The 21114-nt window shown below is 68.5% G+C and carries 20 protein-coding genes and 1 tRNA gene; 18 read left to right on the top strand and 3 right to left on the bottom strand.

Annotated features, from left to right (window positions below):
* Positions 1 to 47: 47 nt before the first annotated feature.
* The 14 genes from proB (at position 48) to ACK5NO_RS13170 (ending at position 12051) form a co-directional block, all read left to right on the top strand.
* A complete protein-coding gene (proB, locus tag ACK5NO_RS13235) occupies positions 48 to 1163 on the top strand; it encodes a glutamate 5-kinase (RefSeq protein WP_416813149.1) in 1116 nt (371 codons plus the stop codon).
* An 87-nt stretch (positions 1164 to 1250) separates the two neighbouring features.
* Positions 1251 to 4016 carry a cation-translocating P-type ATPase gene (locus tag ACK5NO_RS13230; RefSeq protein ID WP_416813148.1) on the top strand — a complete coding sequence of 922 codons (2766 nt, stop codon included), beginning with the start codon at positions 1251 to 1253 and terminating at the stop codon, positions 4014 to 4016.
* Between the two features lie 63 nt (positions 4017 to 4079).
* The gene (locus tag ACK5NO_RS13225) at positions 4080 to 5366 is read left to right on the top strand and encodes a glutamate-5-semialdehyde dehydrogenase (protein WP_416813147.1); all 1287 of its coding nucleotides are present in this window, start codon (positions 4080 to 4082) and stop codon (positions 5364 to 5366) included.
* A 54-nt stretch (positions 5367 to 5420) separates the two neighbouring features.
* Positions 5421 to 5567, top strand: a complete 147-nt coding sequence (locus ACK5NO_RS13220; RefSeq protein WP_416813146.1) for a hypothetical protein — start codon at positions 5421 to 5423, stop codon at positions 5565 to 5567.
* A gap of 1 nt (position 5568) precedes the next feature.
* Positions 5569 to 6165, top strand: coding sequence for a nicotinate-nucleotide adenylyltransferase (gene nadD, locus ACK5NO_RS13215; protein ID WP_416813145.1), 597 nt, complete (start codon positions 5569 to 5571; stop codon positions 6163 to 6165).
* Positions 6158 to 8038: a hypothetical protein gene (locus ACK5NO_RS13210; RefSeq protein ID WP_416813144.1), complete on the top strand. Its 1881-nt coding sequence runs from the start codon at positions 6158 to 6160 to the stop codon at positions 8036 to 8038. Before nadD ends, ACK5NO_RS13210 begins: the two co-directional genes overlap by 8 nt.
* Positions 8038 to 8391 carry a ribosome silencing factor gene (gene rsfS / locus ACK5NO_RS13205; protein ID WP_416813143.1) on the top strand — a complete coding sequence of 118 codons (354 nt, stop codon included), beginning with the start codon at positions 8038 to 8040 and terminating at the stop codon, positions 8389 to 8391. Before ACK5NO_RS13210 ends, rsfS begins: the two co-directional genes overlap by 1 nt.
* Positions 8392 to 8401: 10 nt before the next feature.
* Positions 8402 to 9019, top strand: a complete 618-nt coding sequence (locus ACK5NO_RS13200; RefSeq protein WP_416813142.1) for a histidine phosphatase family protein — start codon at positions 8402 to 8404, stop codon at positions 9017 to 9019.
* Positions 9016 to 9612 (top strand): histidine phosphatase family protein, encoded by a 597-nt coding sequence (locus tag ACK5NO_RS13195; protein ID WP_416813141.1) that lies wholly within the window; start codon positions 9016 to 9018, stop codon positions 9610 to 9612. Before ACK5NO_RS13200 ends, ACK5NO_RS13195 begins: the two co-directional genes overlap by 4 nt.
* 64 nt (positions 9613 to 9676) lie before the next feature.
* Positions 9677 to 9749, top strand: a tRNA-Ala gene (locus ACK5NO_RS13190).
* Positions 9750 to 10042: 293 nt separating this feature from the next.
* Positions 10043 to 10255, top strand: coding sequence for a hypothetical protein (locus tag ACK5NO_RS13185; RefSeq protein WP_416813140.1), 213 nt, complete (start codon positions 10043 to 10045; stop codon positions 10253 to 10255).
* 70 nt (positions 10256 to 10325) lie between these two features.
* A complete protein-coding gene (locus ACK5NO_RS13180) occupies positions 10326 to 11321 on the top strand; it encodes a DUF1648 domain-containing protein (protein ID WP_416813139.1) in 996 nt (331 codons plus the stop codon).
* Positions 11305 to 11697 carry a GntR family transcriptional regulator gene (locus ACK5NO_RS13175; protein WP_416813138.1) on the top strand — a complete coding sequence of 131 codons (393 nt, stop codon included), beginning with the start codon at positions 11305 to 11307 and terminating at the stop codon, positions 11695 to 11697. Before ACK5NO_RS13180 ends, ACK5NO_RS13175 begins: the two co-directional genes overlap by 17 nt.
* Before the next feature lie 228 nt (positions 11698 to 11925).
* On the top strand, positions 11926 to 12051 hold the full coding sequence (locus ACK5NO_RS13170; RefSeq protein ID WP_416813137.1) for a hypothetical protein: 126 nt from the start codon (positions 11926 to 11928) through the stop codon (positions 12049 to 12051).
* A gap of 33 nt (positions 12052 to 12084) precedes the next feature.
* Here the strand turns inward: ACK5NO_RS13170 and ACK5NO_RS13165 are convergent, their stop codons facing one another.
* Complete coding sequence (locus tag ACK5NO_RS13165) at positions 12085 to 15018, bottom strand: LamG-like jellyroll fold domain-containing protein (protein ID WP_416813136.1); 2934 nt, start codon at positions 15016 to 15018, stop codon at positions 12085 to 12087.
* A 380-nt stretch (positions 15019 to 15398) separates the two neighbouring features.
* On the opposite strand from ACK5NO_RS13165, the gene ACK5NO_RS13160 reads away from it, so the two are divergent.
* From ACK5NO_RS13160 to ACK5NO_RS13145, 4 genes are all read left to right on the top strand, one after another.
* A complete protein-coding gene (locus ACK5NO_RS13160) occupies positions 15399 to 16451 on the top strand; it encodes a zinc-binding dehydrogenase (RefSeq protein ID WP_416813135.1) in 1053 nt (350 codons plus the stop codon).
* A gap of 99 nt (positions 16452 to 16550) precedes the next feature.
* On the top strand, positions 16551 to 17555 hold the full coding sequence (locus ACK5NO_RS13155; protein ID WP_416813134.1) for an aldo/keto reductase: 1005 nt from the start codon (positions 16551 to 16553) through the stop codon (positions 17553 to 17555).
* 2 nt (positions 17556 to 17557) lie between these two features.
* Positions 17558 to 17983: a cupin domain-containing protein gene (locus tag ACK5NO_RS13150; RefSeq protein ID WP_416813133.1), complete on the top strand. Its 426-nt coding sequence runs from the start codon at positions 17558 to 17560 to the stop codon at positions 17981 to 17983.
* Positions 17980 to 18903: a helix-turn-helix transcriptional regulator gene (locus tag ACK5NO_RS13145; RefSeq protein ID WP_416813132.1), complete on the top strand. Its 924-nt coding sequence runs from the start codon at positions 17980 to 17982 to the stop codon at positions 18901 to 18903. Before ACK5NO_RS13150 ends, ACK5NO_RS13145 begins: the two co-directional genes overlap by 4 nt.
* Before the next feature lie 171 nt (positions 18904 to 19074).
* On the opposite strand, the gene ACK5NO_RS13140 is transcribed toward ACK5NO_RS13145, so the two are convergent.
* Together ACK5NO_RS13140 and ACK5NO_RS13135 are read right to left on the bottom strand one after the other, a co-directional pair.
* Positions 19075 to 19554 (bottom strand): glutathione peroxidase, encoded by a 480-nt coding sequence (locus tag ACK5NO_RS13140; protein ID WP_416813131.1) that lies wholly within the window; start codon positions 19552 to 19554, stop codon positions 19075 to 19077.
* A 63-nt stretch (positions 19555 to 19617) separates the two neighbouring features.
* Positions 19618 to 21075, bottom strand: a complete 1458-nt coding sequence (locus ACK5NO_RS13135) for a glycoside hydrolase family 43 protein (RefSeq protein ID WP_416813130.1) — start codon at positions 21073 to 21075, stop codon at positions 19618 to 19620.
* Positions 21076 to 21114: the final 39 nt, after the last annotated feature.

The raw sequence follows: 21114 nt of genomic DNA, 5'->3' as shown, positions 1-21114 counted from the left end.
CGTCCGGCACACCGCCGGCGGTCGCGCATCACTGAGATGGAGGGCGAGTGAACGGCACCCGTGAGGTGGTCGCGTCCGCGCGGCGCGTGGTGGTCAAGGTCGGTTCCTCGTCGTTGACGGGCCAGGACGGCCGGCTGGACCTCGCGGTGGTTCAGCGCCTGGCCGATGTGCTGGCAGGGGTCCGTGCGAGCGGTCGCCAGGTGATTTTGGTCACCTCGGGCGCGATCGCCGCAGGGCTGGCGCCGATGGGTTTGCCTGCCCGGCCCAAGGACCTCGCGACCGCCCAGGCCACCGCATCGGTGGGGCAGGGCGCGCTGATCGCGGCGTACTCGGCGGCCTTCGCGCAGCACGAGATCACGGTGGGCCAGGTGTTGCTGACCGCGGACGACATGATGCGGCGCGCCCACTACGGCAACGCACTGCGGGCCTTCAACCGGCTGCTCGACCTGGGCGTGCTTCCCATCGTCAACGAGAACGATGCGGTGGCCACCGACGAGATTCGCTTTGGCGACAACGACCGGCTGGCCGCGCTCGTGGCGACGGTTGCGCACGCCGATGCCCTGGTGCTGCTGACGGACGTGGACGGCCTGTACACGGCCGCGCCGGGCACCCCTGGTGCGGAGCGCATCGACGAGGTCCACGGCCTCGACGAGGTCTCCGGCGTCGACGTCTCGCGCCGTGGCAGTGCGCTCGGCACGGGCGGCATGATCACCAAACTTGAGGCCGCATCGATCGCGACCACCTCGGGCATTGCGGTGGTGCTCGCGTCGAGTGCCGACGCCGCGCAGGCCGTCGCGGGCGATACCGTGGGCACCCTGTTCCACGCCACCGGCAAGCGCGACACCAACCGCCTTCAGTGGCTCGCCCATGCGGCGAGGACCCGCGGCTCCATTCACGTCGATGCGGGTGCTGCCCGAGCACTGCGCGGCCGTCGCGCGTCACTGCTGGCCGCTGGCGTGACCGCCGTGCACGGCTCGTTTGAGGCAGGGGAGCCGGTCGACCTGGTCGACCCCGACGGTGCCGTGGTGGCGAGGGGCTTCGCGGGCTTCTCCGCTGAGGAAACCGAGCAGATGAAGGGCCTCAGCACCGACGAGTTGGGTGAGCGCCTGGGGGACGGCTATGCCCGGGAACTCATCCACATCGACGCGCTCGTGGTGATGTAGAGCCCTGCGAGCACGTCGAGACGCTGGCTGAGCGCTCGCAGGCCGGGCTCCCTATGCTGAGGGAAACCGAGGCCGAAGGGGCGCGCGATGACGGCAGAGCCAACCGACACCAGCACCGATGACGTGCGCCCATGGTGGGCGCTGAGCGCGCAAGAGGCCGCCGACGCCGTCGGAGCGACTCTTGAGGGTCTGTCATCAGATCAGGCCAGGGAACGTCTCGCGAAGGTGGGTCCCAACGAGCTCACCGCAGCCCCGTCCGCCTCGTTCGGACAACTCGCGCTCGCGCAGCTGGTGGATCCCATGAACCTCATGCTGGTGGCGGTCACCGTCATCTCGGCAGCCATTGGGCAGGTGTCGACGGCCGTGCTCGTGGCCGTGCTCGTGGTCTACAACGTGTTGTCGGGCGCGCGCCAGGAACTCAAGGCACAGGCCAGCGTCGACGCGCTCGCCACCATGCAAGTGCCGCAAGTGAGGGTGCAGCGCGACGGAGCCACAGTGTTGTTGCCCGCCCCGGCGCTCGTCCCAGGCGACCTGGTCGAGCTGGAGGCGGGCGATATCGTGCCAGCCGATGCGCGCATCGTCCGGGCGACCACGCTCGAGACCCAAGAGGCGGCGCTGACAGGGGAGAGCACCCCCGTCGAGAAATCGGCCGCACCCTATGGGGACAGCGGCACCGTCTTGGGAGACCGGCGCTCGATGCTGTTCCAGAACACCTCCGTGACGCGCGGCACGGCCACGGCGCTCGTGGTCGCGACCGGTATGCGCACGCAAATGGGTGCGATCGCCTCGATGCTCACCTCCGTGGAGCGCACGCCCTCGCCCCTGCAGAAGGAACTGGGCGCCTTGACACGGGTGATTGGCGCCCTGGCCTGGGGCGCCGTGGTGATCATCGTCGGGCTCGGGGTGATCCGCGGTCAGTCGTTCGCTGAGCTGATGTTCCTTGGTACGGCCGTGGCGATCTCCGCGATCCCCACCGGCATGCCGACGTTTGTCCAGCAGCTGCTCGCGTGGGGTGCGTCCAAACTTGCTGCGGAAAAGGCAGTGGTGGCCTCTCTCAACGACGTCGAGACCTTGGGTGCGACGAGCGCCATCTGCTCGGACAAGACGGGGACCCTGACCATGAACCAGATGATGGCGCGCACCATCTGGCTGGGAGGGGAGAACTTCACCGTTGAGGGCTCGGGGTACTCCTTCGAGGGCCGTGTGCTGCGCTCCCAAGGAGACCATGTCGAGGTGGGGCCGGCCCTCGCGTACGGGCTCGCGCTTCCCAACGACGCCACCGTGAGCGCCGACGGGGTCGTGGTCGGCGACCCTACCGAGGCGGCCTTCGTGGTGCTCGCTGAGAAGCTCGGGGTGGACGCCGACGAGACGCGGCGGCGGTTCCCGCGCGAGGCCGAGGTGCCGTTCGACTCGGACTACAAGTTCATGGCGACCTTCCATCGCGTCCAATGGCGCGGTCAGCGCAGACTCATTGTGGTGGTCAAGGGAGCGCCCGATGTGCTGCTCGCCCGGTCGGCCTCGGTACTGCTCCCCGGGGGGACAGCGGCGGAGGTCGAGCAGTACCGCGATCAGGTGACGGAGGAGATCGAGTACCGCTCGTCGCAAGGCCTGCGCACCCTTGCGCTCGCTGTCAGGGTGATCGACTCCAGCGCCGAGGACGCCGCGCTGGCCGACCCGATGGCGGCCGTGCAAGGGCTGTCATTTGTCGCGGTCGTGGGCATCATCGACCCGCTGAGGCCCGAGGCCAAGGTCGCCGTCGAGGAGGCCCAGGCGGCGGGCATCCAGGTGCGCATGATCACCGGGGACCACGTGGTGACGGCCAGCGCCATCGGGCGCGAGCTTGACCTGCCCGGGCTCGGGATGTCGGGCTCTGAGCTCGCCGCGCTGAGTGACCCCGAGCTCGACGTGAAGCTTGACGACCTGTCGGTGTTTGGCAGGGTGACGCCGCAGGACAAGCTCCGCTTAGTCCAGCGACTGCAGTTGCGCGGTGACGTGGTGGCGATGACCGGAGACGCTGTCAACGACGCGGCCGCAATCAAGCAGGCGGACATCGGCGTGGCCATGGGCACGGGCTCCGAGGTCACCAAGCAGGCGGCCAAATTGGTGCTGACCGACGACAACTTCGCGACGCTCGTGCGCGCGGTCAAGCTTGGCCGTGTCGTCTACGGCAAGATCACCAACTACCTCACCTTCCAGATGTCGCAGCTCATTGGCCTCATGCTGCTGTTCCTGGTCACGAGCGTGATCAATCTCAATCAAGGCGTGGCGCTCACCCCGCTGATGGTGCTCATGCTCAACTTCACGGTCGCGATGTTCGCGGTGTTCGTGATCGTGCTTGAGCCAGCACCGAGTGGGCTCATGTCCAAGCCGCCCCGTGATCCCTCTCAGGGCATTGCTTCGCCGTCAAACGTGGGCCGCTGGTTGTTGTACGGGGGAGCACTGTGTGTCGCGGCCTTGGTGCCACTCATCGTCGGGTCATCTTCGCTGTCTCCCGACCAGGCGTCGTCACCAATGACCATGGCGTACGTCGTCGTGGCGTTCGGCACGCTGGTGACGGGACTGCAACTGCGGCGCGACCCCGAGACGGGGCTGACGGCGCCGTGGGGGAGCGCGTTGTGGTTGTGCCTGGGATCGGTGGCCCTGATTGTGCTGACGACCGAGCTGGGATTCCTTCAGGAGTGGCTGGACACGACGAGCCTGACCGGTCCCGAATGGCTCGCATGCGTGGGTCTTACCGCCGCGCTGATGGGCATCATCGAGGCGGACAAGTGGTGGCGCCGTCGCGGCAAGCCGCGGCCCGCCCCCACTATCCCGACGGTGGGGCAGGCCGTCGCACCCTCCCGCGCCCGGTAGGGGCCGCCTCGCCCGCGCTGGCGCTCTGGGCTTATGTCAGTGCTCGGCCTAGACTTGATGGTCATGACCGACACCGCCATCCCCACCGACGTCGAGTCCGCGGTCCTGGAGGCCTGCCGACGCGCCAAGCTCGCCTCGCGAGCCCTCGCGACCGCCACTCGCTCCGCCAAGGACGCCGCGTTGCTGGTGATGGCCGATGCGCTGGTCGCGCAGGCGCCACGCATCGTGGCCGCCAATGCGGTCGACCTTGAGCGCGGTCGTGCCGCTGATATGTCGCCGGGGCTGTTGGACCGCCTGGAACTCACCGAGCAGCGGGTCGCCGACATCGCCGAAGCGCTGAGGTTCCTTGCCACGCTTCCCGACCCAGTGGGCGAGGTGCGCAGGGGATCGACGCTGCCCAACGGTCTGCGGCTCGTGCAGAAAGCCACCCCCATGGGCGTTGTCGGCATGATCTACGAGGCGCGCCCCAACGTGACGGTCGACGCAGCCGGGCTCGCCCTGAAGTCGGGCAACGCCGCGGTGCTGCGCGGTGGCTCGGCTGCGGCATCCTCGAACGAGGTCATCGTGGCCGTCCTGCAAGAGGCACTCGAACAGGCCGGCCTTCCTCGTGATGCCGTGCAGTCCATCGACGCCTACGGGCGTGAGGGTGCCCGCGTGCTCATGAACGCGCGCGGCCTGGTCGACGTCTTGGTGCCCCGCGGAGGACGCGACCTGATTCAGGCCGTGGTGCGCGACTCGACGGTGCCTGCCATCGAAACCGGTGAAGGTAACTGCCACGTCTTCCTCGACGCCTCCGCGCCAGTGGAGCGCTCCGTCGAGATCGTCATGAACTCCAAGACCCAGCGCGTGGGCGTGTGCAACGCAGTCGAGACCTTGCTCGTGCACCGTGAGGCGGCCGAGCGAGTGCTGCCCGCCGTTCTTGCCGCGTTGAGCGGCGCTGGAGTGACCCTCCATGCCGATGCCAGCGCATCGGCCCTCGCGGGCGAGCACGACCGTGTGGTGAGTGCCACCGACGAGGACTGGGCGACGGAGTACCTGAGCCTTGATCTTGCGGTCAAGGTTGTCGACTCGCTTGACGAGGCGATCGCCCACATCCAGCGCTACAGCACCGGCCACACCGAGGCGATCGTCACCGAGTCGCTCGCGGCGGCAGAGGAGTTTGTGAGCCGGATCGACACCGCGGCCGTGCTCGTCAACGCGTCGACGCGGTTCACCGACGGCGCGCAGTTTGGGCTCGGCGCGGAGATCGGCATCTCCACGCAGAAGTTGCACGCTCGCGGGCCCATGGGGCTCGCGGAACTGACCACCACCAAGTGGATTGTCTACGGCGACGGGCATGTACGCGACTAAGCCTGCGCGCCACATGGAATAATCGACCAGCACTTCCTGAGGAGAGGACCCCGAGTGATTACCGAAGCCGCTGAGGCGACGCACCACGTCGTCAATGAGCTCCCCATTCCCGCCGAGGCATTCGGCGTGCTGGCCTTCACTGCGCTGATGGGGCTGCTGTTCGTCACCTACGCCTTCCGGAGCGTCGGTAGCCGCCACTGACGTGAGCGCGACGCTGAGCAGGGTAGGCGTGCTGGGGGGCACGTTCGACCCGATCCACCATGGCCACCTCGCGGCGGCCTCGGAGGTCTGCGCGGCGCTCGGTTTGGATCAGGTGCTCCTGGCACCTACGTATCGCCAGCCCTTCAAGGACGGATTCGACTCGGCGCCAGCGGAGCACCGCCTCGAGATGTGCCGCCTTGCCGTCGACGGTGACGACAGGCTCGCCGTGACGCCTGTCGACGTGGAGCGTGGCGGCATTACGTACACCGTCGACACGTTGACTGATCTCAGGGAGCAACTTCCCGGCGCGGAACTGTACTTCATCACGGGGGCCGATGCGCTGGCTCGGCTGTCCGAGTGGAAGGACGCGGAGCGTCTGCCGGAATTGGCACGTTTTGTGGGAGTGACCAGGCCGGGTCATTCGTTGTCTCAGTTGGATACCCCACACGCATTGGTCGAAGTTCCGGCCATGGCGGTATCCTCAACCGATGTTCGCCGACGGGTGAGATCAGGTGCGCCCGTGCGTTATCTGGTTCCGCGCGCCGTGGCCGAGTACATCGCGCAACACGATCTGTATGCCGGAGGATGGGATGACTGACGAGAGCCATCAGCTCTCGCGCCGAGAGCGCCGCGCACAAGCTCAGCGCGAGGCCGCCCGCCTGAATGAGGACACGGCGTCGCTCGACCTGGGGCCCATCTCCGAGTCGATCCCCACGCACACCCCCGAAGGTCGTGCGCTGAGCCGCCGCGAGCGTCGCCGCCTCGAGCGTGCTGATCGCCCCATGGAGACGTGGACGGCTGAGGAAGAGCTTCTCGCCACCGGACAGATCCCCGCCATGACGCCCGAGCGGATCGCCGAGCAGGAGCGGATTGCGCGAGACAAGGCCGAGCAGGCGCAGCGTGAGGCCCGCACCGAGAGCGAGCAACTGCTCACGCTCATGGAGCAGCAGGCGCGTGAGGTCGAGCAAGCCGAGGCTCCCGAGCGGCCGTCCCTCATGGCCGCCGCCGCCCAGTCCGTTGTCGAGGACGACACGTCCGAGGACCTGCACGGTGGCGACGATGAGCACGGTGAGGTCGAGCTGGCCGCCGACGTGGAACCTGTCGCGGGGCCAGAGGAGGCACCCGAGGTTGAGCCCGAGGTCGCGGCCCATGTTGCGCCCGAGGCCGCACCGGAGCCCGAGTCCGCACCGGAAACGGTGTCCCCATGGGCGTCGGCGGAAGGCTGGCAGCCCGTGGCCTTCGAGCCGCGTGAAAGCCCCAGCGCGACCGGCGAGACCCCCGTGGCGGAGGAACCGACTGCGCAGCAGGACGACGAGGCCGTCGTCGTCGCTGAGCCTGAGCCTGAGCCCGCGCCCGAGGCCGAGGTTGCGCCCGAGGCCGAGGTTGCGCCCGAGCCCGAGGTTGCGGTCGACAACGACCAGGTCGATGACGTCGACCCGGAGGCAGAAGCGGCCGCAGCCGCGGCGCCTGCGGCTGCTCCTCTTGGCATGCCGCCGGGCATGTCGCCTGAGATGTTCGCGGCGCTGTTCCCGCCCGGCTCTCTGCAGCGCAGGCTCATGGAGAGCCAGAGCGAGCAAGAAGCCGCTGAGGCCGCGCCGAGCAACGACGACGGCATTGACGAAATTCGCCGCCTGAGCCAAGAGGCCGTGGCGGGCATCGATGCCGCTGGCCGTCTGCAGGTGCAGGACGATGAGCCGACCGTCGAACTCGCCCCCGCCGACAGCGGTGACGCCCCTGAGCCTGGCGACGCTTCCGCTCAGGACGCGTCCGTCGCTTCCGACGAGTCCGCGCCGCTGTGGACCCACAGCGCAGCTTCGGTGCCCTCTTTCCAGGAACCCGAGTCTGTCCCCTCGGTGGAACGCGCATCGGCCTGGAACACGGACCAGTGGCGCGCGCCGTCCGTGCCGAGCGAGAGCCCGAGCCCCGCATCGGTCCCCGGCATCGTTGACGAAGCCGCGCAGGACGAGGGCCACGGCCAGGCGAGCGAGCCGCAGGCCTTCACTGGGCCCATTCAGCTTGACGCCGCGGACTTCCGCGAGCGGGCCGCCGCCACCACTTCCCAGCCGTCCTTTGCCGCGATCCTGGGCACCGCCATTGCGGAGCCCGAGATGATCCACGCCGAGTCGGAGCCTGCCGTGGACGCCGTCGCCGGTGCCACGGCCACCGCTGACGCTGGCACAGACTGGAGCGCGCTTCCCCTGAACCAGGTCGATCACGAGGCGCGCGAGCTGCCCGAGGTCGCCGCGGTGCAGGACATCACTCACCCGGATCTCAGTTCGCTGAGCCGGCAGACCTTCTCGCCCCTGCACGTCGAGCCTGTCCCCACGGGCCAGATCGAGGTGCCGCCGCGCGAGAAGCCGCAGTTGGAGGAGGACGGCGCAGGCCGTCACTTCCGCTGGGTTCACGTCATGGTTCTTGGTGCTGTCGCGTTCCTCATTGGCGTGGTGGTCTACAACGTTTGGCAGGGTTGATGAGCGCGAGTACACGAGCAATTGAGTTGACGCGGCTGGCAGCCCGCGCTGCTGACGACAAGAAGGCCACCGAGCCTGTGGCGCTCGACGTGAGTTCCCGCATGCCGCTGGCCGACGTGTTCTTGGTGCTGTCAGGCAGCAACGAACGCCAGGTTGTCGCGATCGCCGAGGCGGTCGAGGAAGCACTGCATGAGCAGGGTGCGAAGGCGTTGCGTCGCGAGGGCGTGCGCGAAGGGCGCTGGGCGTTGCTCGACTTCAACGACGTGATTGTGCACGTGATGCACCAGGAGGATCGGGCCTACTACGAGCTCGAGCGCCTGTGGAAGGATTGTCCCGTCGTCACCCTCGACTAGGAGGTCCTCCATGCGCGTCTACGTGGTCCGTCACGGTCAGACTGCATGGAACGTCACGGGGCTGTTGCAGGGGTCGTCCGAGGTGCCGCTGACGGCGCTCGGTCATGCGCAGGCGGTTGCGACAGCGGCGGTGTTCGGGCGCATCGTGGGTCCGGGTGCGACTGTCGTGGCCTCGCCGCTGTCGCGGGCACTGCACACCGCCCAGGCCATCGCCACCGAGTTGGGGGTCGACGCGCTCGAAGACGATCGTCTGCGCGAACGCTCGTACGGCGAGTGGGAGGGGATTACCCCCGAGGCTCGCCTCGCCGGCTGGCCAGACGAGGTGCGTCTCTGGCGCGCAGGAGGCAACCCTGACGTCGAGGGATTCGAGCACCACGACAGCGTGCGTGCCCGCATGGTCGGTGCCATCGAGGACTGGGCCGACCGCGTCGAAGGCCCGCTCATCGTGGTTTCTCACGGCAGCTCCTCGCGGGTAGGGATGCAGGGACTGCTCGGGCTGTCGCTCCAGCACCGCACGCTGGCCAACCTGGGCAACGCCGCGTGGTCGCGGCTCGCGCGGCGCGCGCGAGGCGACTGGACGCTCGAACGCCACAACGTGAATCCTCAGACCATGAGGGCCGCCGCATGACGCTTGTCCTGTGGCGTCACGCCCACACTGACTACAACGCGGACGGCAGGCTCCAGGGCTCCCTCGATGTGCCTCTCGGGAGTGGGGGCCGCGAGCAGGCCGTGCGCGCGGCGCACGCGATCGTGAGGCGGCACGGTCGTGACCTCACGATCGTCTCGTCGCCGCTGGCACGGGCGCTGGACACGGCCGACGAACTTGCCGCGCACATCGGCGCCGATGTCATGGTCGAGCCAGCGCTCACCCAACGGCCTTACGGCGTGTGGGAGGGCCTGACGTGGGCCGACGTGCAAGCGCGCTGGCCAGAGGAGTTTGCGCGCCGCACGGAGGGGCTCGACCCTGACATTCCCGGGTGGGGGATGTCGGCAGAGGTGTCGGCGCGTGTCGGGGCGGCGTTGCGGCGCCACGGGGCTGCGGAAGGTGTGACGGTCGCGGTGAGCCATGGCAGCGCGATCAGCCTGGGGGTGCTCGACCTGCTGGGCCTCGATCCGCTCGCAAAGACCTTCGGGTCGCTCCCGCACGCCGGATGGCACGAGCTGCGCCTGGCCGAATCGGGCGCGTGGCATGTCGAGGCGTTCGGGCTGGGGGCGGATTAACACCTCTGCGAAAAACTGGGCTATGCTGTCACTCGCTCTTCGGGGCACCGGATCGCAAGATCTTGGGGCTGTGGCGCAGCTGGTAGCGCACCTGCATGGCATGCAGGGGGTCAGGGGTTCGAGTCCCCTCAGCTCCACGATGTGTTGAGACAGCATCGTAGAAGAGCCGCCCTTCGGGGCGGCTTTTCGCCTTTCCGGGCGCATTGCCGATCTCGTCTCCGCGCGGACGCGATTGCCTTCCAGGGTGCGCGTGAGGGCGTGAAACCGACCATGGTGTCCTGCTGCGGCGCTCAGATGCACGCCAGGATTCTTGGCGCCCTGCAAGGACGTGGTGGTCGGTTTTCAGTGGTCGCGTGCATCCTGCGAGGCACTGAGGTCCGCTGGGGCAGGGGGGGGCAGGGGGCCGGGGGTCCGCGCTAGCGTGGAACGCGTGAGCACCCGAGACACGCCGGCCCAGATCGGCGACCTTCCGCCCATAGGAAGACCCGCGAACAGTGCCCTGCTGGTCCTGGGCGTCGACACGCTCGAGGATGTCGCGGCGCTCGGCAAGGCGCGGCTGCTCGCGCTGCACGGCGTCGGTCCGCGCGCGATCCGGATCCTCGCGGAGGAGTGCGAGCGCAGGGGAGTGCCGTTCGCGGATTGATGCGCGAGCACTTCCTTCACGCCGCCATGGTTGTTATAGTGTATCTATAACAACTTTCGAGGGGTCCACCATGCTCGACAATTCCACCGCCATCCGCCGCGCATCGGTCGCGGGACTCTGGGTGCCCGCGATCGCCACCGCGACCGCGCTGGCGGTCCAGCTGGCCATCCTCGGAGACCTACCCGACACTGTGGCGACCCACTGGGGCCCACACGGGCCTGACGGATTCTCGCCCGCGTTGCTGGTCCCCGTGATGACCGCCCTGACGACGGGCCTGATATCGATGGTGCTGGGGGGCGCCGCACTGCGCACCGTCCGGCGAGGTCGGGGAGGCTCGACGCCCGCGCTCCTGATCGGGACCGCCGCAGGCCTGTCGGTGTTTCTGGGCACCTTGCTGACGGGATCACTCCTCATGCAGCGCGGGCTCGAGGATGCCGCGGACGCAGCCGACCTTGACCCGTGGATCTACGCCGCGCTCGGCGCAGGCCTCCTGGTCGGCTTCGTGGCCTGGCTGGTGCAGCCCAAGGTGCCCACCATGGCGGAGCCCGCCGCCAGCGAGGCGCTCGACCTCCACGACGGTGAGCGCGCCATGTGGGCCAGGACGGCCACCTTGGAGGGCTGGCCGCGCACCATGCTGGCGGCGTCCACGCTGACGCTCGCGCTCGGTGCTGTGGTGGTCGCTGTGCTGTCGGAGCCTGCGATCGCGTGGATTCTTGCTGGTGTAGCCGCCTTGATTGGTCTGTTGCTGGTGGCCTTGGGCTCGTTCGTGGTGCGTGCGGACGCCACGGGCCTCACCGTCAGCTCGCGCGTAGGGATCGCGCGCCTGCGCGTGCCTGCCGAGGACATCGCCAGCGTCAGGGTGATCGAGGCCGACGGGCTTGGCCAGTTTGGCGGCTACGGCGTGCGCTTGGTTCCACGCGCGACGGCGGTGGTGCTGCGTGACGGCGAGGCGATAGAGATTACGCGCGCCTCCGGGCGCAAATTCGTGGTCACGGTCGACGACGCGTCCACCGGGGCCGCGCTGCTCGCCGCCGTCGCAGGGGGTCAGCGTGCTACTCAGGATTGATCCGAGTTCGTCGGCGCCGCTGTACGACCAGATTGCCGCGGCGGTCCGTGCTCAGGCGGCAGACGGCACGCTCGCGGCGGGGGACCGACTTCCCGCGGCGCGCGACGTCGCGCAGTCCCTCGACGTCAACCTTCACACGGTCCTGAAGGCCTACCAGGTGCTTCGTGACGAGGGGCTCGTGGAGATGCGCCGCGGTCGCGGCGCCGTGATCTCCTCGCACGCCTCCGCGCTGGTGGAACTGACGGCCGATGCGCAGGCCCTCGCCGCTCGCGCGCACTCGCTGGGCATTAGCGCCGATGCGGTGGCGGCCCTCGTACGCGCCGCCCACGAGGCGCGTCCAGCCGAGGCTCAGTCGCCTACGGCACCAGCGGAGTAGGTCCCCCGGCGGGCGTGAGTGCCTGCCAGGATGCGCGGGAGCGTGCGAAACCGACCAGGGTGTCCTGCTGGGGCGCTCAGATTCGCGGGTGGTTTCTGAGCGTCCTACGAGGACGTGGTGGCCGGTTTTCGCAGGCTGCGCGCATCCTGCGAGGCGCTCACGTCCGCGAAGTCGCCTTTGGCAGTGGCGAGATTCAGCAGGGCAGCGGGGACCAAGCGGCGAGTAGGCATGCAGGCACTCGCCGCTCGCTCGCACTCGCTGGGCATGAGTGCCGATGCGGTGGCGGCTCTCGTACGCGCCGCACACGAGGCGCGTCCAGCCCCGGCGCAGTCGCCCGCGGCCCCAGAGGAGTAGGCCCCCCGGGGCCGCAGCGACCTGCTGGTGTTGCTACACGCGAGAGCGTCGGACTGCCGCCAAGGCGAGGCCGAAGGCGAAGAGGGCAGCGGCGGCGAGTGCGAGGCCAAACACCTGGGGCCCCGTGGTCGCCAACTCGTCGTCAGCGTCTCCGCCTGCCGTGTCGTCACCGTCCACCGCCGAGTCCAACGCCGTCACGGTGATCGCCGCTTGCGCGAGGATCTCCGAGTCGGCGTTGCGCACCTGGATGTGGTGCGTGCCCGGGGCGAGATCGGCCGGAATCGTGACGGTCGCCTGCGCGGATCCGTCGACGACTGCTGGACGGGCGAGCACCTGGTAGGTCGACGCGATGCCGATCTCGATCGCGTTGGTCGTGAGCCCGGAGACGGAGACCGCGAGCGTGTCGCCGGGCTTGACCGACGTCGCGCCCACCTCGATGGACACCTCGGACGGTTCCGCGCTCGGCTCGGGAGTCGGGTCTTCCGTCGGCTCCGGCTCCACCGTCGGCTCCGGGTCCGGCGTGGGCTCCGGGTCCGGCGTCGGCTCCGGGTCCGGCGTCGGCTCCGGGGTCGGGGTGGGTTCGACCGCGGTGGGGTCAGCGAGCGCGGCGACCTGCTCGGGCGAAAGCGCCGAGGTCCACATGCCGAGCTCGTCGATGTCGCCCTGGTAGGCCTTGTCCCAGAAGTTCACACCGAGTGCGAACGTCGCCGTGGGGCTCGTGAGCACGTTGTTGATGTCGGTGCGGGCTCCCACGTTCTCGCCGTTGACGTAGAGCGTCGCAGTGCCGTTGTCGACTGACAGCGCGACGTGAGTCCACTCGCCGAGGGGCGTCGTGTAGTTCGTGACACCGTCGTACCAAGCGCCGTTGTTGTTGGACCACAGCAGCAACTGACCGTTCCAGCCCTTCGGAACGACGGACAGCCACGACGTGTCGGAGCTCGCCGCGAACAGGGCGGGAGTGTGGTCGGTGAAAACGTCGGGGCGAAGCCACAGTGACAGGCTGTAGGTGTCGCCCTGGAGCACTCCCGAGGGCAGCAGTACGCCGCGGGTGCCGTCGAGGTGGAGCGCGGAACCGACCACTCCGTCCTCGACATAGCTGACCGAATCCGGTGCTCCCGGTGCCCCGAGTGTCACTCCTGTCACCGTGGGCATGGCGAGTGCGCCCGCGTTGTCAGCGAGGGTGTCCTCGAACGACCAGATGCCGACCGCCTTGGCTTCGGGCCGCGCCTTAACGTTCACATCGAACGTGACAATCGTCTGCGCGGCGCCGTTGCTGATGGTCGCAGTGAGCACCACGGGCGCGTCGGCTTCACCCGCACCCGGGCGGGTCACCTTGCCGTCCGTCGCCACGTGCGACGGGTCCGACGACGTCCACTCGATCGTGGTGCCGCCCGTGCCGCTAGTCGGCAGAGTCAGGTTCGCCACCACTGCCGTGGTGTCGCCCAGGTCGAGGTCGGCGACCACGGCGGCCACCGCATCGGCTCCGGACAGGGACACGGCGGGACGCGCCCACAGAGAGATGCCCTGCCCGGACACGGCCGTGAGGGTGGTCTCGAACTGCTGGCGGTCCTCATCCCACGCAGGAACGGCAAGTCCGGTGAACGTGCCTGCCTGGGTGGACAGGGTGACGTCCCGGCCGTCGGCGAGCGACCAGGTGCCGGTCAGCGCGCCGGTGACCTGTCCATCGGCCGTCAACGTGACGTCCACGGGGGTCGCGGCGTCGGCGTCGATGTCCTTGTCCGTGACGATGACCTGCCAGGCCCCGGCGATGTCGCCGGCGCTGACGGGCGCGGCGGACTCGCCCGCGTAGCGGAACGGTGCCAGGACGGGCCAGCCGTCGGCGTTCATGTACATCTGCTGGACGCGGACCTCGTGCATCTCACCCGTGCTGGGAAAACGCGAGTGGAAGATGAGGAAGGACTCGCCGGTCTCCGGGTCGTCGTACCAGGTGTTGTGGCCGGGGGAGACGTAGCCGATGCCCACGCCCTCACCCGGATCGCCCAGTTCGCGCTCCCACAGGTGGCCGTCGAGCAACTGCACGCCCGACGGCGCGATGGTCGCGTCATCGAACAGGGGCAGCGCCGGGTTCGCCATGATCGTGGACATGTCGGTGCCCTCGGCGTCGAGGTACGGGCCGTCGGGGGTGGTGGAGCGGGAGACGCGCACCTCGTAGCCGCCCACGGCGTCGAGGCCGCCGTACGAGACGAACATGTAGTAGTAGCCGGTGGTCTCGTCGTAGCGGATCGACGGCGCCTCGATGCGGGAGTGGTTGCCGCCCAGCAGGTGGGTGCCGTAGCCCTGGTCGGGCAGCGGCAGGCCGGTGGCTTCATCCATCTCGAGGATGAAGATGCCGCCAGAGTAGGAGCCGTAGACCATCCACAGGTTGCCGTCGGCGTCAAAGAAGGCGTCGGGGTCGACGGCGTTGGGGTGGATCAGCGCGTCGTAGATCTCGCCTTCGTTCTCCGACTCTTCATCCCACATGCCGGACTTGAGCAGGATTCCCTGGTTCTCATACGGCCCGTCGACCGAGTCCGAGGTGGCAATCCCCAGCGCGGACCGCGGCGAGTCTCCCTTGCAGGCGTTGTAGTACATGACGAAGGTGCCGTTGGCGAGCTCGATGACGTCGCTCGCCCACAGGGTGTCGGTTTGGGCCCACTCGAACGTTTCCGCGAGCTCGGTGTAGATGTCCTCGAACAGCGCGTTGTCGCTGTTCTGGCTCAGGTCAACGGTGTGCTGAGTCCAGTTCATGAGGTCGGTGGTGTGCGCCGACGCGCCATGAGATCCGAAGACCCAGATGTCATCACCGGAGGTCACGACTGAGGGATCGTGGACGGTGACGTCCGTGAAGGAGGGGGCGGCGTCGGCCACGCCGACGCTCGCGAAGCCCACGCCCAGGGCTAGGGCCGATGCGGTGGTCGCCGCAGTGACGGCTCCCAGCCGCCGTCGGTGGAGGGATGGGGGTGTCACGTGTACTCCTGTTCATCGTTGGACAGAGGCGAGCGACCGTGTGTGCGCCGGTGAACTCGGATCGGACTCTACAACGATGTAAATCACGAGGCAAGTTCGGCGGACGTGAGTGCCTTCCAGGAGACACGGGACCGCGCGAAACCGACCATGGTGTCCTGCTGGGGCGCTCAGATTCACGTGCGGTTTCTGAGCGCCCTGCAAGGACGTGGTGGTCGCTTTCCGCGGGTTGCGCGCATCCTGCGAGGCGCTCAGGTCCGCGGAGGGGGCCGCGGCGCACGGGCCCTACCCAGGTACTGGCAGTACCTGGTTTGGCCGGAACTCCCGCGAGGCCGCGCAGGTGGGCATTCTTGAGAGGTACCCCCACTGCAAGGAGCAGCCCCATGAAGGCCACCCTGATGTACGCCGCCGGCGATGTCCGCGTCGAAACTGTTGCCGATCCGACACTCCAGCAGCCCACCGATGCGATCGTGCGGATCACCCGCTCGTGCATTTGCGGCTCCGACCTGCACCCGTACCACTCGATGGACGCGAGCGAGCGCGGCAACGCGATGGGCCACGAACTCATCGGCGTCATCGAGCAGGTAGGCGACGCGGTGCGGACGTTGAAGCCCGGCGACTTCGTCATCGTCCCGTTTGCCTACTCCGACAACACGTGTGAGATCTGCCGCGACGGGTTCCACACCGCCTGCCCGCATGGCGGTTTCTTTGGTCCCAGCACCGCCGGACTCCAGGCCGAACTCGCGCGCATTCCGCAGGCCGACGGCACCGCCGTCAAGGTCCCCGGCGTCAACCCCGACACCGCCGACGAGTCCCTGCTCGCCTCACTGTTGACCTTGTCCGACGTGTACCTCACCGGCTACCACGCCGCCTTCATGGCGCAGGTGGCCCCCGGCCAGTCCGTCACCGTCGTGGGCGACGGCGCAGTGGGGCTGGGTGCGGTTCTCGCGGCCAAGCGCATGGGCGCGGAGCAGATCATCCTCATGGGCCGCCACCAGGCCCGCACCGACCTTGGCCGTGAGTTCGGCGCGACCCACGTGGTCGCCGAACGCGGCGAGGAGGGCGTGGCGAAGGTGCTCGAGCTCACCGGTGGACTCGGTTCGCACGCCGTGCTCGAGGCCGTGGGCCACATGCCCGCCTACGAGCAGTCCTACGGAGTCGTGCGGCCGGGCGGCGTGATCTCCCGAGTCGGAGTGCCCCAGTACGAGCTTGCCCCCGTGGGCTTCGGCTCGCTCTTTGGCAAGAACGCCCGTCTCGCGGGCGGTCCGGCACCCGTCCGCGCCTACCTGGAGGACGCCATTCAAGACGTCCTCACCGGCGAGATCAACCCCGGGAAGGTCTTTGACCGCACGGTCGGCTTTGATGCCATTCCCGAGGGCTACCAGGCCATGGATGCCCGTGAAGCCCTCAAGGTCATGATCGACCCCAGTCTGTAAGGCGCCGCCGCCATGCGCTCGCCGAGAGGCGACCGCGGCGCGGCGCGTCAAGGCCCACCAAGGTCTCCGCCTGAACCCCTCTCACCACAAGGAGTAGCGATGCACACCAGAACACTGGGCCAGGGTCTGCAGGTCTCGGCCATTGGGTTTGGCGCGATGGGCATGTCCCAGAGCTTTGGACCCAACCCCGGCGACCGCGACGACATGGTGGGTGTGATCCGTCACGCCATCGACGCTGGCGTCACCTTCATCGACACGGCCGAGGTCTACGGGCCGTTCGACAATGAGGAACTCGTCGGTGACGCGATTGCGCCCGTACGAGACCAGGTCGTTGTCGCGACCAAGTTTGGCTTTGACCTGGTGACGGGTGAGTCCAAGGGAGTTGACTCGCGCCCGAGCACGATCCGCGCTGCGGTGGAGGGCTCGCTGCGCAGGCTCAAGGTGGACACCATTGACCTGCTCTACCAGCACCGCGTGGACCCCGACGTGCCCATCGAGGACGTCGCCGGCACCGTGGGAGACCTCATCGCCGAGGGCAAGGCCCGGCACTTTGGGCTCTCCGAACCCGGCGTTCGAACCTTGCGTCGGGCTCACGCGACCACCCCGGTGACCGCCGTGCAGAACGAATACTCGTTGTGGACGCGCGACCCCGAGCAGGACATCCTGCCCGCACTGCGCGAACTGGGCATCGGCCTGGTGGCCTTCAGCCCTCTGGGCAAGGGGTTCCTCACCGGCGCCATCAAGCCGGGACACCAGTTTGGCGAGGGAGAGTACCGGGCGAGCACGCCTCGTTTTAGCCAGGACGGCATCGAGGCCAACTATCGGCTGGTCGAGCGCGTCACAGCGCTCGCGGCCAGCCACGACGCAACGCCCGGCCAGGTGGCGCTCGCGTGGCTCCTGGCCCGCGAGTCGTTCATCGTGCCGATCCCCGGCACGCGCAGACGCGAGCGCGTTGACGAAAACGCTGCCGCCACGCAGGTGGCGCTGAGCGCCGACGACATCGCCGAGCTGACCGCACTGATCGACACCGTTGGTGTCGCGGGAGACCGCTACGCCGCAGACGCCATGAAGATGGTGGGCATCGAGTCCGCCGAGAAGGAGTAGTCATGAGTAGCCAGAAGCAGCCCCAGGGTCCCACCGTCAAGGGACCAGCCGAGTGGTTCACCGGCGACGTGTACTTCAACGCCTATTACACGGGCGAGGAGCCTTCGCGCACCCGGCTCAACCTCGTGCGCTTCACCCCGGGCGCGCACACTGCGTGGCACCGCCATGCCGTCGGCCAGACCCTGCACGTCACCGAAGGGCTGGGCTATGTCCAGTCGCGCGGCGAGGAGGTTGTCACGTTGCGGCCCGGCGACACTGTGTACACGCCGGCGGGCGAGTGGCACTGGCACGGCGCCGCCGCTGACCAGTTCATGTGCCACCTCGCGCTGTGGGAGAGCCCGGGACCGGACGCCGACGTTCCCGAGTCCGAATGGGGTGACCTGCTCACTGCGGATGAGTACCCCGCAGGGCCTACGGTGGAGCAATGAGCCCTCGCAACGCCGATGAGGTCAAGGCCTTTCTGGCGAGCCGCCGCGCCCGCGTGAGCCCCGAGGAGGCGGGCCTGCCCGCATACGGTGGCGAGCGACGGCGGGTCAAGGGCCTGCGCCGCGAGGAGGTGGCAATGCTCGCGGGCGTCTCGGTCGACTATTACGTGCGACTGGAGCGGGGCAACTTGGCCGGCGCCTCCGACTCCGTGCTCGATGCGCTCGCCAGCGCACTGCGGATGGACGATGCGGAGCGAGAGCACCTATTCGACCTCGCCCGGGCAGCGGGGCCGGCCCGCGCATCGGCCCCGCGCACACAGGTGTCCGTGCCATGGTCGGTGCGCACCATCCTCGACGGCATGCCTGGTATCCCCGCGTGGGTGCGCAACGGTCGCCACGACATCGTCGCCGCGAACCTGCTGGGCAGGGCCCTGTACTCACCCGTGTTCGACGGCTCCGTCGAGCGGCCGGTCAACACCACCAAGTTCACGTTCCTTGATCCGGCCGCGCGGCAGTTCTGGCGTGACTATGACCAGGTGGCTCACGACGGTGTCGCGATGCTCCAGATGGAGGCGGGCCGTCATCCGCACGACAAGCGCCTGGTGACGCTCGTGGGCGAGCTGTCGACCCGGTCGGAGGAGTTCCGTCGCCACTGGGCCTCGCGCGACGTCACCCTGCATCGCAGTGGCCTCAAGCGCCTGCACCACCCCGTGGCGGGGGACCTGGACCTCACCTACGAGTCGCTTCCGCTGGCCAGCTCGCCCGGCCTCACGCTCAACGTGTACACCGCGCCCGTGGGCTCGCCGACGGCCGATGCGCTGGCCATCCTCGGGTCGTGGGCTGCGACCCAGGAGGCGGACTTTGTGGCACTCGACGCTTCCGTCCTGGGGGTCGCGGCCGACGAGCCGTCGCGGCGGACGTGAGTGCCCGCCAGGACGCGCGGGAGCGCGCGAAACCGACCGTGGTGTTCCTGCTAGGGCGCTCAGACGCAGGTCAGGTTCCTGAGCGTCCTACGAGGACGTGGTGGTCGGGTTGCGGTGCCCGTGTGCATCCTGCGAGGCACTCAGGTCCGCTCGAGAACTGCGGCACGTGACCTACGCAGCGAGCGCGGCGCGGATGGCTTCGGCGATCTCAGGCGGCTCGACCGTGGGCGCGTAGCGCTCGATCACGTGGCCGTCGCGCCCCACCAGGAACTTGGTGAAGTTCCACTTGATCGCTGATCCGAGCGCGCCGCCAGACTCCGAGCGCAGCCACTGGAAGACGGGGTGGGCCTTGCGCCCGTTGACGTCGATGGTCGCGAACATGGGGAACGACACGCCGTAGTTGCGCTGGCAGAACTCGCCGATCTCCTGCGCATCCGACAGTTCCTGCTTGAACTGGTTGCTGGGGAAACCGAGGACGATGAACCCGTCGTCCTTGAACTGCCCGTACAGCGCCTCGAGGCCCTCGAACTGCGGCGTCAGGCCGCACTTGGAGGCGGTGTTGACGACGAGCACCACCTGCCCCGCGTACTGGGACAGGTCTTGGTCCTCGCCGTTCAGCGACTGGGCAGAGAAGTCGGAGAGAGTCGGCATGGCCCCATCCTCACACGGGCGCGAGGCCTTGCGAAAGGGCCGATGCGCGGGCTGGCCGAGCGCCTATCCCTCGCTGCCGGTGCGGTGGCCCCACAGCGGCAGGCCTTGGTCGCTCACGACGCTCAGCCCCCACGTCCAAGCGGCGGCATTGGGATCCCAGGCCGGGACCATCACGCCGTCAAACGTGCCGGCATCGGTGGTCAGCGTGAGCGCGCCGTCCGCGGACAGCTCCCACGTACCTTCGATGGCGCCCGACACGGTGCCGTCCTCGGCGAAGGTGGCCTCCACCGACAGCGGTACCAGGGGAGAGATGACCTTCTGGAACTCGACCACCTGCCAGGTGCCCACCGCATCGGCCGTGCTGGGGGTTTGCTCGCCCTCTCCCGCGTAGCGCGCGGGCGCGAGGACTGGCCAGCCGTCGACGTTCATGTACATGCGGTGGGCGCGCACAAAGTGCATTTCCTCGGTGCCGTGAAAGCGCGAGTGAAAGATCAGGTACGACTCGCCCGTGTCGGGGTCGTCCCACCAGGTGTTGTGGCCGGGCGAGACGTAGCCGGCATCGATGCCCGTGCCGGAGGAGTCCGCCCACTCGTGGCCGCCGAGGATCTTGACGCCGTAGGGCTCGATCGCCGTGTCGTCGAAGAACGACCCCACGGGTCCCTGGGCGAGGGCCATGTCGTTGCCCTCGGCGTCGAGGAACGGGCCCGCGGGGTCGGTCGAGCGTGACACGCGCACCTCGTAGCCGTTGGACGAGTCGAGCCCGCCGTAGGAGACGAACAGGTAGTAGTAGCCCGTCGTCTCGTCGTAGCGCATGGACGGGCCCTCGATGCGTGAGTGGTTGCCGCCCATCACGCGGGTGCCGTAGCCCTGGCCGGGATCCGGAGCGCCCGTCTGCTCGTCGAGTTCGAGCACGAAGATGCCGCCAGAGTAGGAGCCGTAGACCATCCACAGGTCGCCGTTGGCGTCGTAGAAGGCGTCGGGGTCGACGGCGTTGGGGTGGATGGTGGCGTCGTAGATCTCGCCCTCGTTCTCGGACTCCTCGTCCCACATGCCGGACTTGAGGATGATGCCCTGGTCCTCGTACGGGCCGTCGACCGAGTCGGCAATCGCGATGCCCATCGCCGAGCGGGCGGAATCGCCCTTGCATGCGTTGTAATACATCGCAAAGCGCCCGTCGGGAAGTTCGATCACGTCCGCGGCCCAGAGCGTGTCCGTCTGTGCCCACTCGAAGGTCTCCGCAAGCTCGGCGCGAATGTCCTCGAACAGTCCCGCTTGGTCCGCGGTGTTGACGCTGTCCGAGACCTGGGTCCAGTTCATGAGGTCGGTGGTCTTGGCGACGGCGGCATGGGAGCCAAAGACCCATAGCTCGTCATTGCCGGTCACAGCCGAGGGGTCGTGGACCGTGACCTCGGTGAACTCGGGCGTCGCGAGGTCGTCGAGCGGCGAGGTCGCGTTCGAGCAGGCGGTCAGGGTGAGGACTGCGGCAACTGCCATGGCAGCGGCGGCTCGGGTGGTGGTCACGGGAGGGCTCCTGTGCGTCGTCGGACGGAGTGGATGGCG

Source organism: Demequina sp. (assembly GCF_047975725.1).
Lineage (GTDB): Bacteria > Actinomycetota > Actinomycetes > Actinomycetales > Demequinaceae > Demequina.
This window is presented reverse-complemented; position numbering and strand designations above follow the sequence as displayed.